A 14,689-nucleotide genomic window follows, 5' to 3' on the forward strand; every position below is an offset into this window, starting at 1 on the left:
GATACAAAAAAATGCGGCCTAACTTGACTTGGATAAATGAACGCCGATCTGAAAGTTTGGCGTTCATTTTACGCACTTTAATGTCCTGCATTCTGTATCAGCTTGCTATTCAAACGGGTGTTAGCAGCTATCCACATCCATAAAGCCATCGGAGGCTCGACGCCTGGAGCAATCATCAAGTACACCTAAAAGTGTCAGCACTGGCGGGCAAGAAGTGAAGACAGGCTCAATTAAGGCGTTCCCTAAATTCCATAGGCGTCATCCCGGTTTTGTTCTTAAACAATTTATTGAAAGACTGCGGATGTTCAAATCCTAACTCATAGGCGGTCTGGGCAGCCGTAAGCTCTGCCTGCGAAAGTCTTTGCTTAGCCACCTCGATCAACTTTGCATGTATATGTTGCTGTGTGTTTAAGCCAGTGAGATTTCTGAGCAAATCGCTCAGATAACCGGAAGAAACATGCAGCTGTTCGGAAAAGTACCTGACCGATGGAATCCCTTTTTCCAGGCTGAGTCCATCGTCATAATACTGGCTAAGGGTCTGCTCGAAACGCTCAACAATGGGCTTGTTAGCCGCTTTCCTTGTAATGAACTGCCTTTTGTAATAACGGTTGCTGTAATTCAGAAGAACTTCAATATAGGAGGTGATCAACTGCTGGCTCGTATCGTCGATGGCCGTTTCCAGTTCCTCCCTGATATCATTTAAAACACTCAGGACTTTATCTCTTTCCTTCTCGGAAAGGTGCAGGGCCTCGCTGATATGGTAGCCGAAGAATCCATATTTAGCTATGGATTTCGCCAATGGGTGTCCCGCAAAAAAATCAGGATGAACAAAGACACTATGCCCTTTGCATTCGTCATCGTCTGCCGCGGAAAGTGCCTGCCCCGGCGAGACAAAGATCAGCCCCCCTTCGTCAAAGTCGTAATAGCCCTGTCCATACTTCAGCTTGCCGTTTAAATTGCTCTTATAAGAAATCATGTAAAAATCATGAACGAGATATCTGACCTGAGAGCTGGCAGCGATTTCGGCATGATTAACCAGAACGATCAACGGATGCCTGGGTTGGGGGACACCGAGCGCTTTACATAGCTGGGACACTGATTTGAAATAATGCAATTCTTTCTTTTGAACTGATTTATCTATCATAGCTATCATTATTGAACCTATCATGACTGTTTATTTAGACGCCGCCGTCGCCGCATCCTCGATTAGGCGTGCTACTTCCTTAGTAGAAACATTATATCCCTTTTTTACCAGGATTTTATACACAGGCTCCCACCCCGATCCGTCCACAAAAGCCCCATGTACCAGTACGATATTTTTTACAGGCGGATCTTGGTTTGGCTTCCTTTGGGTAAAGGAAGCCAATATCAATGTGATGACAACCAACGCTGTTGTCAGGATACTTTTGCCCATAAAGTGTTCTGTTTTTTGAATAAATGTAAGCAATTTGAATGGTTGATGGCTCTTACCCTTGGTTTTGGCCAAAAATGCTGTCGGTGAAGGTTTGATATGCTTGTTCCGAACTGCTGCGACGAGCGTCCAGGATGGGCTGTATGTCTGCTGTCGGTGCATAACGAAGGCGCCCTGTCTCGTCCGTAGCTGCTTCGTATATAGCGGTCACTACTTTTTCGACAGCATCCGCGTCGGAGGTTTCGGCCATAGCCTGAAACATTTTTCCGGTCTGATGCAGGAAAGGAAGATAGTCTTCAATCATTACCAATCCGGTACTTTCACCGCCCACGCGGTTAAGAAAACCGGTTTGAGGCGCACCTCCCGGTTCAATTACTTTAACCCTGATACCCAAAGAAGCCAGTTCATACCGGAGCGCTTCCGACCATCCCTCCAGCGCAAATTTTGATGCGCTGTACACGGAAGCCATTGGGAAACCGATAGCGCCGGCTCCGGAACTGACATTGATAACGACACCTGAATTGTTTTCACGAAAGTGGGGAAGGATAGCCCTGGTTACATTCATTGCCCCAAACACATTCACCGCGAACTGATTTTTGATGGCCTCGACGCCGACACTTTCAAAAACCCCGAATAGCCCATAGCCCGCATTGTTAACCAGCACATCAATTTTTCCGAAGCGGTCGATACCTGCCTGGACGGCATTTCTAATGGACGTTTGATCTTCCACATCGAGTTTAGCGATAAAGATATTCCCGGAACTACTGAGACTTGTTGTTTTGCCGGTGTCGCGCATGGTAGCGATGACATTCCAGCCCTTGGCGGCAAAATAGTTAGCTGCCGAAGCGCCGAACCCCGAAGACGTTCCCGTAATCAATACTGTTTTGTTCATTTCAGAGATTTTTAATTGTTGGACATTTAACTACGTGGCAAATGTCCTGCGGATTAAAAACCCGTAGTAAGCCAAATCAAGCCAATGATTAGCCAAAACAAGGGTCAGGTGTTTTATCTGCATTTGCTGGCACAATCGAAGTTAGGTAGTCAGGATAATCAATATCCCGCTTTTCACCGGCGTACAAGAGGTGCTTTTGTCGGCGGTTGCAGCAATTGCCTAATTCAGGCTTTCAAGGTAGCACACGGCCTATGGTCACAATATATCAAGATCGCGTGCCACATAGTAGCTAGGCACCAATGGCCGGAAGCCGGTTTTCCTGCGGAGTTTGGAAATATCCTGAACGCCCTGGAAAGGGTCGTTAAGGGGGCCTTCGGTTCCATCAAAGGTATCGGCTGCTTTTCCCACAGAATCAGCCAATTCGTACAAAGTGATGGGCGCGTCGTCGGCTACATTGAAGATCTCGCCATCCAATCCCTCGGTGGTGAGTAGCAGGACCAGTGCCTGCGCGACATCCAGGTGATGTACCATATGCATGCGCGATCCTGAATGCATGTTCAGCTTTTTAATATATGGGATTATTTCGACGATGTGCGGGTCTTTGTCTCCGTAGACGAAGCCAAGACGCAGGATACGGACGTCAAATCCCTGAGTTCGCTGCATTTCGATCAATTCCCTTTCTGCGGCGATTTTGCTGGAAGAGTAAGCGCGCGGATCGTTGATATCCACCCGTTCGTCTTCTTTTGCCGGGCGGTGGTAACCCGAACCATACACATTCGAGGTACTGGTAAAAACAAATCGTTTGACACCAGCTTCGTGTGCCGCATGCGCCAATGCGATGCTTCCCTCGCGGTTGGTTTTGATGATACCTTCATGATCTGTAAAGGTCCGGAAGAGTGCTGCAAGGTGGATCACCGCATCCATACCGGATACCGCCGCTGGCAAGGTAGCTGGTTCATACAGGTCGCCGGTTATGGGTGTCGCGCCGAGTTCGATCAGTTCGCCAGCTTTTGCAATGTCCCTTACTAATATCGATACATTATAGCCTTTCGCTATCAGGCGTGGCACTAAACGGCTTCCTACCTTTCCTGTTGCTCCTGTTACTAAAATTTTCATTGTTGAATGATTTAATAATGATACGGCAAAATTAGGCCGCAGTTGGGCGGGCAGCCAATCAATATCAAACCAATCACTATGATTTTCAAACCTTGCGGAAAGTATTCGGCGTGCTGCCTGTCAGCCGTTTGAAATAGTTATTAAAATAGGCAGGATATTCAAACCCGAGCGCGTAAGCGATCTCGGCCACAGACCAATCACTGTGTTGCAGCAGTGCTTTTGCTTCGGCAATAATCCGTGCGGATATATGCGCCGAAGTGGTCTTGCCCGTCGTTTCCCTGACAGACCGGTTCAGGTAATTGACATGTACATTTAAATGCCTGGCATAGTCCTGCGGACTGCGCAAGCGGAGCGGTTCGTCGCTGCGTTCTATCGGGAACTGCTTTTCGAGCTGTTCAGTGAAGAGATGTGTAAGCCGGCTTTCGCCATTTCGGAAGGCAGCGCTATGCTGCGCGGGCTGTATTCGAAGGGCTTCGTGGATGATGAGCGCCATGTAATTTTTAATCAGATCGCCCTTATGAAGATAGTCGCCATCGTACACTGACAGCATTTTTTCAAAAAGGCCAGTCATAAATGCGGCTTGTTCTGCATTCAGCGTTACAACCGGATTTTCCCCGACCCTGAAAAGCGGGGAGTCCTGTAAGTCCCGCCCATTGAGGAAGGTTTCGGTAAAGATACAGGCGTAACCACTGGTACGGTTGATGCGGCGGACAAGCGCGTGTGGTACTTGCGGGTTGACGAAAAAGAGTGCGGTTCCTTTGATTTCCGCTAGCTGGCCACCATAATTAATAGTCATCTCGCCGTTGACCAAACCCATTTTGTAAAAGTCGCGCCGCCCGGCTTTGACCGGGACTTCTGTCGATTCCGGAAGGGCGTGAACTTTAAAACCTTTCAATCGAAGGTCTACTTCATTCAGACCCGGTATTCCAGTCTTTTCTTCGTTTAGCATTTGGCAAAGTTAATAAAATCAATCCTTTGCCATTTTTAAATTAATTTACCCTAAACGAATGTTTTTACGTGAACGAAGCCCTAAACTCCATCGGCGATTGATTGGTTTTGTTTTTAAAGAGCTTGCTGAAACTTTGCGAATGTTCAAATCCGAGCTCATAGGCAATTTCGGACATGCTTAGCTGCGTCGTCGTCAGCCGCTCTTTGGCTTTTTCGATTAATTTTTCATGGATGTACTGCTGGGCATTCTGCCCGATCAGCGAACGGAGCATATCGCTTAGGTAACCTGGCGAAAGGTTCAGTTTGTCGGAAAGAAATTGAACCGTAGGAACCCCGTCATGAAGAGATTGCCGGCTGTTCAAATAATGATCCAGTACGGCTTCTGTTTTTGACAGGATATCATCGTTGACCACTTTGCGGGTAATGAACTGCCGCTTGTAGTAGCGGTTGACATAGCTCAACAGCAATTCGATATGGGCGATCATGAGCTCCTGACTGAATTCATCTACACGGCTGTTGAGCTCCTTTTCCATATTCCTGTAAATCGACAGGATATTTTCCTTTTCCGTCTCGGATAAATGCAGTGCTTCATTGGCTGAATATGCGAAATACCCATACTGCCTGATCTTACTTGCCAAAGGGTAGCCCAGTAAAAAATCGGGATGTATGAGCAGGATGTAACAATAGGTCCTGCTATTATAATCCGTGCTGCCCACTAATTGGTTAGGCGCCAGGAACAGCATGCTTCCTTCGTCGTAATCATAATAATCCCTTCCATATTTTAGCCTTCCGTTGTTATCGGTGATAAAGGTGATCTTGTAGAAGCTAAGCACGTCGTAGATCGGTGCCATGCTCGTATTGAAGGGATTGCGCTCGTTGAAATGAACAAGGCTGATCAAAGGATGCTGGGGTTTGGGCAAGCCGAAGGCCTCATGCGTTTCCGGGATTGTTATGAACCGTATCAATTTGTCGTCCTTATTTTTCATCCTATAAATATACCAAAACCCCATGACTGTTTCCAGCCACAGGATTTTGACCTTAATACCATCACCAGGGAACAATGTTGTCTGCTCCGGCATAATGAGCCGGACCCGTAAAACTTCCGGTTGGCAAGTCTTCTGACAAAGCAACCCTTATTGGCTCGATAGATCCTTCTTCCACCGTATCGGTCCCCTGGAAATTATTGAGTGCCGTTGCCGTAAAACCAGGACTTACCAGGTGAACTTTAATATTGGTATTCGCTAAATCGATGGCCAGTGAAAGGAAAACGCCATTAAGTGCAGTTTTGGATGCCCCATAAACGGCATCGAACGCCGAGCGGTATGGATTAGCTGGATTGGCATTCAGATTAAGAGAACCCAGTGCGCTCGACACGGTCACAATCCTTGCTGTCTGAGCTCTCCTTAGTAGAGGTAAAAAGGCTTGTGTCACGGCAAGGGTGCCAAACACATTCGTTTCCCAGACCTTTTTCATTTCGTCGATAGGCGCAATACTGGCGCGCTGAGCTCCAAGGACCTCTTCCAGGGTGCGTCCAGGTTTCCCCGCATTCGAGATGGCCGCGTTATTAACCAGCAGCGTCAGGTATCCGGCTTCGCTTTGAATTTGCCTTACCGCTGTATCGATGGATTGGGAATCGGTAATATCCAATTGAATGGCTTTTGACTGTTTTCCGATCTCGGTAGCGGCAACCTCCCCTTTGTTCGGGTTTCTGGCACCAACGTAAACGGTATAGCCTTCATCAGCAAGTGATTTTGCGATCTGGTATCCCACGCCTGTATTTGCTCCTGTAACCAGTGCCACTTTCTTTGTTTCTGTCTGCATATCATTTTAATTTTTACACAGCAAAATTCCGTCATCGCGACACAGCGCTTGTAGCCGAAACAGGAAATGTTGTAGCCAAATTGAAGGTGCAAGTCTATCGCTTGACATTTATCAACACAATTCCATGATTTAGATCAAAGGCAACTGCCACAGATACCGCTAGTTTTGCATCGTACAAAACATCAGCGACATGGAAAATGCAGCACAACTTTTGGAAGACAGCCTCTTAGTTATTTGGAATGATAGAAACGCGGAACGCAGGTTGCAGGCCATGCAAAACGTTTACGCCACGGATATTCACTTTTACGAAGCTGATCACGGCCCGGCTATTGTCGGTTACCAGCAGATTAACGATGTCATCTCCAATTTACAGGCGCAATGGCCAACAGAGTTCCAATTTGAAATCACCCGGCCCGCAAGCGCAAACCATCTGGTGCAGCACGTGGCGTGGAACCTGGGCATTCCAGGCCAAACGCCCGCCGCGACAGGCATGGACGTCGCCATCATTGAAGACGGGAAAATCAAGTCCCTGCATCTTTTCCTGGATGCTCCCAAGCCCTAAAAAATCGGGAAGCGTCTATTTGTAGATCGTTTTCTTTCGCACCCGGCTAAGCGTTTCGGGGGAAATGCCCAGGTATGATGCAATCATGCTTTGGGGAAACCGCCTGACGAATTCCGGATACGTCTTGGCCAGTAGCTCATACCTTTCTTCCGCATCCATGCTGATCGCAGCGTGGATGCGCTTTTGTGTGGCGATGGTCCCTTTCCGGTCAATTTCCCGCACCATTTCATCGATGGCCGGAATGGCCGCGCCGAGGTTCTTCATGTCTTCATGCGTAACCAGCAGCACATCGGAATCTTCGGTCATTTCGATGTAGTAAATGGATGGCGTGTGAAGATTGTAGCTCTCGTAATCCCCAAGCCACCAGGATTCAACGGCCAGCCTGATAATCGTCTCCTGGCTATTCTCTTTCATCGTATACATCCGCCCGGCACCTTTCACAATGAATGCCATGTATTTACAAACATCGCCCTCCTGTAACAAGTACTGACGTTTCCGGAGGTGTCTGGCTTTAAATGCTGCTGTGATTTGCACCTTCTCATTAGCCGTGAGCGAGTGCGAAGATTTGGATTCGATGTACGCAAAAAGCGGTTCGTGGGTCATGCTGACAGGTCTTTCCGCTAAAAGTAAATCTAACGGATTGCATTGACAAATGTCAAGACGAATCTACCGGGTTTGTCAATGCATAAACCTTCAGGGATTTGGCAAGGTTGGCAAAGGCCGGGCTCGGCGGGACCGGTTCGGCGGAATATACAACCGGCTATCTGTCGTTTTTCAGGGACCTGGTTTTCGGTCACAATGATATGCGGCAAATGCCGGATGCTTTGAAACTGGCACTTAACCATCACATTATGGTTACTAACCTGGTGCGGGTGAGATACAAAACGCAGTTCGGGCCGTTGAAGTTCGAAGCCTTGCATGGTCCGATGGTTCGGTCCGGAAAGGGAATGGAGCAGACAATCGGCGCATTGACAACCAATGGTTCGCTTGGTCTTGCCAATACAAGCGATACGCCGATCCCTGGTTTGCTTGATAAAATGGAGCGAATTCTGGAAAAGGCTTGTCAAGAAAATGTAGTTACGAAGACAGTATGCTCTTTTCGATAAGCTTCCGCAAGCGCTGGTCATTCTGATCGCCCCACGCACCGATCGCACCGATGACAGGGATCAGTGATTTTCCGAAATCGGTAAGATAATATTCGACTTTGGGCGGAACGACAGGGTAAATGATTTTCCCGACCAGCTCGTGGTTTTCAAGCTCTTTTAATTGCACATTCAACACCCGGCGGGATGCATCCGGAATTTTCCGTTGCAGTTCGCTGGGGCGTTGGAAGCCCTGGTGAATGAACCACAAAAGCCTCATTTTCCATTTGCCATATAGTACTTCACCGATCAGGTCGAGCCCGCAATTCAGGTTGGGCATTGTCTTTCTTTCGTACATTCTGCAAATATAAACATATGCCTTGGGCGGTTCAATAGGGATAAATTTATCCCTATCTGAATCGCAAATCCGTACTTGTCAGCAGGTAGCATAGTGCTGAAATTTGTCCTGAATAAAACCAGCAAGGACATGGATTTCAATTTCGAAAACGAACTAAAAGACAAAATTGCGTTTGTAACCGGGGGATCAAAAGGCGCCGGAAAAGCCATTGCAGACCGCCTTTTAAAAGCGGGCGCAACGGTGATCATCACCGCAAGAAACAAGCCCGAAGACCATGGAAACGGCGTTCATTTTATATCGGCCGACTTAAGCAAACCCGAAGGCACCCAGAAAGTGGTGGAAGAGATCCATAAACGATTCGGTCGCCTGGATATCCTGGTCAATAACCTGGGCGGCTCGGAAACGCCGGGCGGTGGCTTCGCGGTGCTCACCGACGAACATTGGGAAAAATCCTTTCAAACCAATCTGCTGGCGCCCGTGCGACTGGACCGCGGCTTCCTGCCCGGCATGATCGAGCGGCGCGGCGGTGTGATCATTCACATTGCGTCCATTCAGGCAAAGTTGCCTTTGTACGATTCCACATTGCCTTATGCGGCGGCCAAGGCGGCTCTGGTAAATTATAGTAAAAGCTTATCTAACGAAGTCACCCCGAAAGGCATACGTGTGCTCACCGTTTCGCCGGGCTGGATCATGACGACGGCATCCGTCCGAATGATGGAACGCATTGCCGAAAGTTCGGGTGGTACCATAGAAGAAGCAGAAAAAAGCGTCATCGATGCATTGGGCGGCATTCCGTTCGGCAGGGCAGCCTGGCCGGAGGAAGTTGCCGAGTTGGTCGGTTTCCTGGTCTCGCCCAGAGCAGGCTATCTCACCGGGACCGAATACATCATCGACGGCGGCACGGTCCGCACGATTTAACCAGCTTTCACCATTTTACTTTATTCTCATTTTTTCAATACCAAATCATTTGTTTAATAACATAAACCATTCATCATCATGAAACTTCCTGAAAACATAGCGGGCTTTATCAAAGCACAAAATGATGCAGACAGCACCGCATTTGCCCGTTTCTTTACAGAACACGCAACCGTTTTCGACGAAGGCTCATCCTACACCGGTAGAGAGGAAATCAAACATTGGATACAGGAAGCGACGGAAAAGTATAATATGCAAGTGACGCCCGTTGACTTCACGCAAAACGGCACAAAAGGAACGCTTTCCGTGGAAGCAAGCGGCACGTTTCCGGGCAGCCCGGCAGTGATGCAATACCACCTTGATATGGAAAATGCATTGATTAGATCGTTGAAAATTACAGGATAACAGCCTGTTACATTAGTTTACAGGATTGTTTCGCAAAAGTTTGGACCTTGACGAAGCAATCCTGGATACATTGCCACTCGGGCCGCGTGATTGACATCCAGGCGGCATCGTGCACCTTGCGTCGTTTCTCTAAGGGGAGAGCTCTCAGCAAAAACAGGCCCTCTTAGCTTAATGAACAAAAAACTCCCTATCACAGCCAGGCTACATTGAAGTATGGGAGTACCTTGGAGGATATATTTTAGCGCGTTTTCTTGCCAGTCCCCGAAATTGCCTGCAATGCTTTCAAAAAAAATTTAAAAAAAAATACAGACAGACTTGTCTGTCTAAAATACACTGCATACATTTGTATCATAACAGCGACGAACATGAACTCACCGAAAGAAAGAATACTTACGACAGCCTCGGGATTGTTTCATCAGCAGGGCTACAATAGTACAGGCATTAATCAGATCATTAGTGAAGCCGCAGTGGCCAAAGCAAGTTTTTATGACCACTTTAAGTCAAAGGATGATCTTTGCATTGCGTTCCTGACTGCGAGGCATGAATATTGGTTTTCTGAATTGAACAGGTTTTGTTCAAAATCAAAAGGAACTAAGCAGCGCTTGTTAGCTGCTTTTGATTTCATTATTTACATGAATGAAAAGGAAGATTTCAGGGGGTGTAGTTTCCTGAATATTTTATCTGAAATATCAAGAGATCAGGCTTCAATTCTCTCTATTATACAAGCACATAAGAATGACCTGAGAATATTTTTCAAAAACGAAGATGTAAGCGAGTCGATATCCGACCACATATATTTATTGTTCGAAGGTTCAATCATTGAAAGCCAACTATTTAAGTCAAATGAGTTGGTCTATAAATCCAAAGAAATTGTAGATAATTTAATATAGTTTTTCACTTTAATTTATAAAAAAAATGGAACAGAAACTTCCTTTGCCTCCGTTCACATTAGAAACGGCGCTACAAAAGATCCAATTGGCAGAAGATGCCTGGAATAGTCAAGACCCGCAAAAAGTATCACTAGCTTACACCGTCGACAGCGAATGGCGGAATAGAAATGTATTTGTTAATGGACGAGAAGAAATTGTAAAATTTTTGACCAAAAAATGGGAAAAAGAGTTAGACTACAAACTCAAAAAAGAATATTGGGCGCATACTGACAACAGAATTGCCGTGAGGTTTGAATACGAGTACAGGGACAAAGAAGGCAAATGGTTCAGAGCTTACGGGAATGAAAACTGGGAGTTTGATGAAAATGGCCTGATGGCAAAGCGGTATGCAAGTATCAATGATCTCGAAATCAACGAGGCAGACCGGCATGTGTAATCACTTTTCAGTTTTCATGAAATCCCGGGGAGTGCATAGCACTTCCCGGGATTCAAATACAAAGACGGATAAGCTGCCTTAACATACTCTTTGTCAACACTAAGAGGATACTTTAACGACCGATTTTTTCCATCCCGATTCCACATAGATGGAATTTATAGGCTACATTTAAATGCAAGTCTCAACAGGGATATCTGTACAAATAGATTTTAAAGGTAAAGTCGGCTCGTCATGGAATCAGGGAAGCAGGCATACATTCTTTCGTTAAAGCAAATTTGTCCCACACTAACGGACAATGAGCTGTCATTGTTTGTTTCGAAGCTCTCTTTTCATAACCTCCAAAAGAAAGAATTCTTCCTCGAAACCGGCGCCGTCCAGAAGGCAATAGGCTTCATCACGGCAGGTCTGGCCCGGTCATTTTATGTCGATTCCGCGGGTGATGAAATAACCGTCGGATTTTATCAGGCAGGAGATTATGCAACACATTACCACTCGTTTCTGACCCGCCAGCCCAGCAACTACACGATTCAGTGCCTGGAACCGACGGTTATGGCCTGTCTCTCTTACGAAGATCTACAGTGGGTCTACCAGCAATCGACCAGCTTTGAGCGGTACGGGCGGCTGGTGGCCGAAGAGATTTTAAAACGCCAGCAGGCGCGCATTGAAAGCTTCATTTTTCAAACTGCCGAAGCACGTTATCTGACGTTCATCGAGAAGCATCCTGGCCTCTTCAACCGGGTATCCCTCTCCCACCTTTGCAGCTATCTCGGCATCGAACGTCAAACGCTCACCCGCATCCGCCAGAGATTAGCACATCAATAGTTTTTTGACGCATTTGTGTCAGGCACGCCCCGCGCCCGGGTGGCAACTTTGTATTGTCAATTTAAACATGATAATGCAATGGCAAAGCACATATTACTACTCCTGGGCCACCCATCCGAAAATTCATTTTGCAAGGCATTGCTCGATGCCTACGAAATGGGTGCGGAAAGCGCCGGGGCGGTCTGTAAGACGATTTACATTTCCCGGCTGAATTTCGATCTGACCCTGCACGACGGGTATAAAAATGGTGTGGATATACCGCTCGAAGAAGATCTGGCCAAAGCGCAGCAACTCCTTGCCTGGGCCGACCACGTGGTACTCGCCTACCCGAACTGGTGGGGCTTCATGCCGGCTGTCATGAAGGGTTTCATCGACCGGATCTTGCTTCCCGGCTTCGCATTCAAGCACCAGTCGGGCAAAGTATTTCCACAGAAGCTGCTGAAAGGCAAAAGTATGCGGATCCTGGTGACGATGGACACGCCGAAATGGTGGTATTACATCATTTACAGCGCATCTCAATACCAGATCCTGAAAGACATCGTGTTCGGCTACGTCGGCTTCGACCCGATCCGGTTCACCACTTTCGGTTTCATGCGAAAAACCACCGACATGCAGCGAATGAAATGGCTGGAAAAAGTGGCGAAACTCGGCCGGAAACTCATTTGAATTCATTTATCCATTTCATAAAACTTCAAATCCTAAACGTCATGTTACACGCAAAACAAATGGGCGCTGCTGCTCCCGTCAAGCTCAAAAAAGGTTTCAACATTCACCTGCTGGTGTTCCTGCTGACAGTACCGGCCCTTTGGCTCGTATGGTCCCTCACCAACCAAACCTACCTCTGGCCATTGTGGCAAACAGGCGCCTGGGTGATCGGTATCGTCTTCCATTACATGGGAGTTTTTGTATTCAAAAAAGCCAAAAGATATTAAACCATTCACAGCCTTTTAAAACATCAAAATCATGAACCCGCAGCAAAACACATTCAGACGCATTGTTACAGGCCACGACGCAGACGGCAAAGCCATCATTATTTCCGACGCGGCGCCCGTGCATATCCAGCTTGTAGGCGGCCCCGGAGGCCCCACATTTTACGAAGTATGGCACACACTTGAAACGCCTGCATTGATCCACCCGCAACTCGAAGAAGTGGACGAAGACAGGCTCGTACTGCCGCCGCCCGCAAATGGCACCCGCATCCGGGTAATCGATTTCCCGCCGGAAGGCGAAGCAATACGCAGCCTGACCGGCACCGACGCTGCTGCGAAATTTAAAGCGATGGGCGATGAAAAAGCGTCCACCTCGCACGAAGGCGCTCCGCATCCGCTCATGCATAAGACCGAGACGATCGACTACGGCATTGTGCTGGAAGGGGAAATCACCCTAGTCCTCGACCGCGCCGAAACGGTAGTCAAAGCCGGGGACATCGTGGTCCAGACGGGCACCAACCATGCCTGGGCCAACCGGTCGGACAAAATTTGCCGCATTGCCTTTGTGCTGATAGACGGCCGGTTCACCAGTTAATCTCCTCATTTTTATAAACTTATAAAACTATGCGTATCAAACCATTAGCACCGGAAACACTTCAAGGCGAAGTCCGTTTCGTGCACGATGAAATTGCCAGGCTGATCGGCCGCAGCCAAGGCCAGGTAAATATGATGGACACCGACGGCGCGCTGGTGGGGCCATTTCCGCCGATGCTGCATTATCCGCAATTCGGGATACCCGCATTGACGTTCCTGCGCTCGCTGGACAATCACGCCACGCTACCGAAACGGGTTCGCGAAGTGGCCATCCTTACCGTCGGTGGTAAGCTCGGCGCCCGCTTTGAACTCTATGCTCATGAAATTATGGCCGAAGCGTTCGGCGTCCCGCAATCGGTGATCTCCACGCTGGCCTCAGGCGGCAGCCCGTTCGCATTGGGCGATCAGGAAAGCGTCGCGCACGATATTGCCCGCACCCTTGTAAGCGGCAACATTGTTCCCGACTCTACTTACAGGCTCGCTGTAAAGCTGCTGGGCCAGGACGGCGTAGCAGAGCTTTTCTTTCTCGTAGCCGGATATTGCCTGATTGCTACCTTATTAAACGGATTTGACATCCCTGCCCCGAACATTGCAACGCCCGACCCGGAGAAGTGATTCAAGAAAAAACGGAACCCGCCGAACACCGTCACACAAAGTAGGCAAATTCATTTTTTAACAATCAAATTTTTAGTCAAATGAAAAAGACGATTTCGTCACTGCTATCCGCAGTGCTTACAGTTTTCGCGTGCTCATCCTGTGCAAAAAGCGATGAGCCCACCATTTCAAAAGCCAATACCTACGTGCTGGTGCACGGGGCATGGCAAGCTCCCTACGTCTGGGACGCCGTACGGGCGGACCTGGAAAGTAAGGGTAACAAAGTGATCGTTGTGGAGCTTCCCGGTCATGGAACCGACCATACCCCGACGCATACGCTAAGCTTGGACGTATATACCAGTAAGGTAATTGACGCGATCTCCCACACAGATGGCAAAGTTGTCCTGGTCGGCCATAGCATGGGCGGTATGGTGGTTACCAATACAGCGGAAAAGATCCCCGGGAAAATCAGCAAACTGGTGTATATCGGCGCATTTCTTCCCGCTTCGGGCCAAAACCTGGGAGAGCTATCACAGAACGACCCGGATTCCAAACTTGGCCCTCAGCTTGTCCTCTCCGCCGACCATCTCACGCTCGACGTGAAGCGTGAAGCGCTCACAGCTTTGTTCATCGGCGATGGCCCGCAAGCCGCAAAAGACCAGGTACTCGCGAACTACCGCGCAGAACCGTCGATCCCATTCGGCGATAAAGTAACTTTGACCAATGCCAACTTCGGCTCGGTGGAAAAGGCTTATATCAAAACGACGCAGGATGTGGTGATTACCCCGGGCTTTCAGGACAAAATGATAGCCGCCGCCGGTATCAAAGCGGTGTACCAGGTGAATACCAGCCATTCGCCTTTCCTCTCGCAGCCGCACGCGGTATCGGACCTTCTGATCAAAATCGCGCAGTAA

At 48.2% G+C, this 14,689-nt stretch carries 21 protein-coding genes; 12 read left to right on the plus strand and 9 right to left on the minus strand.

The features are described from left to right. Positions 1 to 226: 226 nt before the first annotated feature. The 7 genes from J7619_RS01985 to J7619_RS02015 all read right to left on the minus strand — a co-directional run bounded on the left by J7619_RS01985 (position 227) and on the right by J7619_RS02015 (position 6,188). Positions 227 to 1,144, minus strand: coding sequence for an AraC family transcriptional regulator (locus tag J7619_RS01985; RefSeq protein WP_291193386.1), 918 nt, complete (start codon positions 1,142 to 1,144; stop codon positions 227 to 229). 30 nt (positions 1,145 to 1,174) lie between these two features. Further along, positions 1,175 to 1,486, minus strand: coding sequence for a hypothetical protein (locus J7619_RS01990; protein WP_291196531.1), 312 nt, complete (start codon positions 1,484 to 1,486; stop codon positions 1,175 to 1,177). Next, on the minus strand, positions 1,467 to 2,303 hold the full coding sequence (locus J7619_RS01995; protein WP_291193388.1) for an SDR family oxidoreductase: 837 nt from the start codon (positions 2,301 to 2,303) through the stop codon (positions 1,467 to 1,469). Before J7619_RS01995 ends, J7619_RS01990 begins: the two co-directional genes overlap by 20 nt. Before the next feature lie 255 nt (positions 2,304 to 2,558). Then, on the minus strand, positions 2,559 to 3,419 hold the full coding sequence (locus J7619_RS02000) for an NAD(P)-dependent oxidoreductase (protein ID WP_291193390.1): 861 nt from the start codon (positions 3,417 to 3,419) through the stop codon (positions 2,559 to 2,561). An 85-nt stretch (positions 3,420 to 3,504) separates the two neighbouring features. Continuing rightward, a complete protein-coding gene (locus tag J7619_RS02005) occupies positions 3,505 to 4,368 on the minus strand; it encodes an AraC family transcriptional regulator (protein WP_291193392.1) in 864 nt (287 codons plus the stop codon). A gap of 64 nt (positions 4,369 to 4,432) precedes the next feature. Next, a complete protein-coding gene (locus tag J7619_RS02010) occupies positions 4,433 to 5,266 on the minus strand; it encodes an AraC family transcriptional regulator (RefSeq protein WP_310589794.1) in 834 nt (277 codons plus the stop codon). A 148-nt stretch (positions 5,267 to 5,414) separates the two neighbouring features. Then, positions 5,415 to 6,188: an SDR family NAD(P)-dependent oxidoreductase gene (locus tag J7619_RS02015; RefSeq protein ID WP_291193396.1), complete on the minus strand. Its 774-nt coding sequence runs from the start codon at positions 6,186 to 6,188 to the stop codon at positions 5,415 to 5,417. A 190-nt stretch (positions 6,189 to 6,378) separates the two neighbouring features. Here J7619_RS02015 and J7619_RS02020 point away from each other — a divergent pair, with 190 nt between their 5' ends. Then, complete coding sequence (locus J7619_RS02020) at positions 6,379 to 6,750, plus strand: nuclear transport factor 2 family protein (protein ID WP_291193398.1); 372 nt, start codon at positions 6,379 to 6,381, stop codon at positions 6,748 to 6,750. A 15-nt stretch (positions 6,751 to 6,765) separates the two neighbouring features. Here J7619_RS02020 and J7619_RS02025 read toward each other — a convergent pair whose 3' ends face one another. After that, on the minus strand, positions 6,766 to 7,353 hold the full coding sequence (locus J7619_RS02025; protein ID WP_291193400.1) for a Crp/Fnr family transcriptional regulator: 588 nt from the start codon (positions 7,351 to 7,353) through the stop codon (positions 6,766 to 6,768). Positions 7,354 to 7,451: 98 nt separating this feature from the next. Between J7619_RS02025 and J7619_RS02030 the strand changes: the two genes are divergently transcribed. After that, the gene (locus J7619_RS02030) at positions 7,452 to 7,856 is read left to right on the plus strand and encodes a hypothetical protein (protein WP_291193402.1); all 405 of its coding nucleotides are present in this window, start codon (positions 7,452 to 7,454) and stop codon (positions 7,854 to 7,856) included. Here the strand turns inward: J7619_RS02030 and J7619_RS02035 are convergent. Beyond that, a complete protein-coding gene (locus J7619_RS02035) occupies positions 7,828 to 8,190 on the minus strand; it encodes a helix-turn-helix domain-containing protein (RefSeq protein WP_291193404.1) in 363 nt (120 codons plus the stop codon). The genes J7619_RS02030 and J7619_RS02035 overlap by 29 nt on opposite strands. A 129-nt stretch (positions 8,191 to 8,319) precedes the next feature. Between J7619_RS02035 and J7619_RS02040 the strand changes: the two genes are divergently transcribed. The 10 genes from J7619_RS02040 (at position 8,320) to J7619_RS02085 (ending at position 14,689) form a co-directional block, all read left to right on the plus strand. Beyond that, positions 8,320 to 9,108 carry an SDR family oxidoreductase gene (locus J7619_RS02040; RefSeq protein ID WP_291193406.1) on the plus strand — a complete coding sequence of 263 codons (789 nt, stop codon included), beginning with the start codon at positions 8,320 to 8,322 and terminating at the stop codon, positions 9,106 to 9,108. A 78-nt stretch (positions 9,109 to 9,186) separates the two neighbouring features. After that, entirely contained in the window at positions 9,187 to 9,510 is a 324-nt protein-coding gene (locus tag J7619_RS02045; RefSeq protein ID WP_291193408.1) for a nuclear transport factor 2 family protein, read from the plus strand. Positions 9,511 to 9,875: 365 nt separating this feature from the next. Then, positions 9,876 to 10,400, plus strand: a complete 525-nt coding sequence (locus tag J7619_RS02050; protein WP_291193410.1) for a TetR/AcrR family transcriptional regulator — start codon at positions 9,876 to 9,878, stop codon at positions 10,398 to 10,400. Positions 10,401 to 10,425: 25 nt separating this feature from the next. Continuing rightward, the gene (locus J7619_RS02055; RefSeq protein ID WP_291193412.1) at positions 10,426 to 10,836 is read left to right on the plus strand and encodes a nuclear transport factor 2 family protein; all 411 of its coding nucleotides are present in this window, start codon (positions 10,426 to 10,428) and stop codon (positions 10,834 to 10,836) included. Between the two features lie 231 nt (positions 10,837 to 11,067). Then, the gene (locus J7619_RS02060) at positions 11,068 to 11,658 is read left to right on the plus strand and encodes a Crp/Fnr family transcriptional regulator (RefSeq protein ID WP_291193414.1); all 591 of its coding nucleotides are present in this window, start codon (positions 11,068 to 11,070) and stop codon (positions 11,656 to 11,658) included. 78 nt (positions 11,659 to 11,736) lie between these two features. Continuing rightward, positions 11,737 to 12,324, plus strand: a complete 588-nt coding sequence (locus J7619_RS02065) for an NAD(P)H-dependent oxidoreductase (RefSeq protein ID WP_291193416.1) — start codon at positions 11,737 to 11,739, stop codon at positions 12,322 to 12,324. Positions 12,325 to 12,365: 41 nt separating this feature from the next. Next, on the plus strand, positions 12,366 to 12,590 hold the full coding sequence (locus tag J7619_RS02070; RefSeq protein WP_291193418.1) for a 2TM domain-containing protein: 225 nt from the start codon (positions 12,366 to 12,368) through the stop codon (positions 12,588 to 12,590). A 31-nt stretch (positions 12,591 to 12,621) separates the two neighbouring features. After that, positions 12,622 to 13,182, plus strand: coding sequence for a cupin domain-containing protein (locus J7619_RS02075; RefSeq protein ID WP_291193420.1), 561 nt, complete (start codon positions 12,622 to 12,624; stop codon positions 13,180 to 13,182). A gap of 29 nt (positions 13,183 to 13,211) precedes the next feature. Continuing rightward, on the plus strand, positions 13,212 to 13,796 hold the full coding sequence (locus tag J7619_RS02080; RefSeq protein WP_291193422.1) for a carboxymuconolactone decarboxylase family protein: 585 nt from the start codon (positions 13,212 to 13,214) through the stop codon (positions 13,794 to 13,796). 80 nt (positions 13,797 to 13,876) lie between these two features. Further along, complete coding sequence (locus J7619_RS02085) at positions 13,877 to 14,689, plus strand: alpha/beta fold hydrolase (RefSeq protein ID WP_291193424.1); 813 nt, start codon at positions 13,877 to 13,879, stop codon at positions 14,687 to 14,689.

The sequence above is a fragment of the Dyadobacter sp. genome (assembly GCF_017744695.1).
Classification (GTDB): Bacteria; Bacteroidota; Bacteroidia; order Cytophagales; family Spirosomataceae; genus Dyadobacter.

Bases quoted from the DNA above. Each gene is read 5' to 3' on its own strand.
- J7619_RS02050 (WP_291193410.1), top strand. From the start codon at position 9,876: ATGAACTCACCGAAAGAAAGAATACTTACGACAGCCTCGGGATTGTTT.
- J7619_RS02080 (WP_291193422.1), top strand. From the start codon at position 13,212: ATGCGTATCAAACCATTAGCACCGGAAACACTTCAAGGCGAAGTCCGT.
- J7619_RS02020 (WP_291193398.1), top strand. From the start codon at position 6,379: ATGGAAAATGCAGCACAACTTTTGGAAGACAGCCTCTTAGTTATTTGG.
- J7619_RS01985 (WP_291193386.1), bottom strand. From the start codon at position 1,144: ATGATAGATAAATCAGTTCAAAAGAAAGAATTGCATTATTTCAAATCA.
- J7619_RS02000 (WP_291193390.1), bottom strand. From the start codon at position 3,419: ATGAAAATTTTAGTAACAGGAGCAACAGGAAAGGTAGGAAGCCGTTTA.
- J7619_RS02005 (WP_291193392.1), bottom strand. From the start codon at position 4,368: ATGCTAAACGAAGAAAAGACTGGAATACCGGGTCTGAATGAAGTAGAC.
- J7619_RS02055 (WP_291193412.1), top strand. From the start codon at position 10,426: ATGGAACAGAAACTTCCTTTGCCTCCGTTCACATTAGAAACGGCGCTA.
- J7619_RS01995 (WP_291193388.1), bottom strand. From the start codon at position 2,303: ATGAACAAAACAGTATTGATTACGGGAACGTCTTCGGGGTTCGGCGCT.
- J7619_RS02025 (WP_291193400.1), bottom strand. From the start codon at position 7,353: ATGACCCACGAACCGCTTTTTGCGTACATCGAATCCAAATCTTCGCAC.
- J7619_RS02085 (WP_291193424.1), top strand. From the start codon at position 13,877: ATGAAAAAGACGATTTCGTCACTGCTATCCGCAGTGCTTACAGTTTTC.
- J7619_RS02075 (WP_291193420.1), top strand. From the start codon at position 12,622: ATGAACCCGCAGCAAAACACATTCAGACGCATTGTTACAGGCCACGAC.
- J7619_RS02035 (WP_291193404.1), bottom strand. From the start codon at position 8,190: ATGTACGAAAGAAAGACAATGCCCAACCTGAATTGCGGGCTCGACCTG.
- J7619_RS02015 (WP_291193396.1), bottom strand. From the start codon at position 6,188: ATGCAGACAGAAACAAAGAAAGTGGCACTGGTTACAGGAGCAAATACA.
- J7619_RS02045 (WP_291193408.1), top strand. From the start codon at position 9,187: ATGAAACTTCCTGAAAACATAGCGGGCTTTATCAAAGCACAAAATGAT.
- J7619_RS02060 (WP_291193414.1), top strand. From the start codon at position 11,068: ATGGAATCAGGGAAGCAGGCATACATTCTTTCGTTAAAGCAAATTTGT.
- J7619_RS02065 (WP_291193416.1), top strand. From the start codon at position 11,737: ATGGCAAAGCACATATTACTACTCCTGGGCCACCCATCCGAAAATTCA.
- J7619_RS02040 (WP_291193406.1), top strand. From the start codon at position 8,320: ATGGATTTCAATTTCGAAAACGAACTAAAAGACAAAATTGCGTTTGTA.
- J7619_RS02070 (WP_291193418.1), top strand. From the start codon at position 12,366: ATGTTACACGCAAAACAAATGGGCGCTGCTGCTCCCGTCAAGCTCAAA.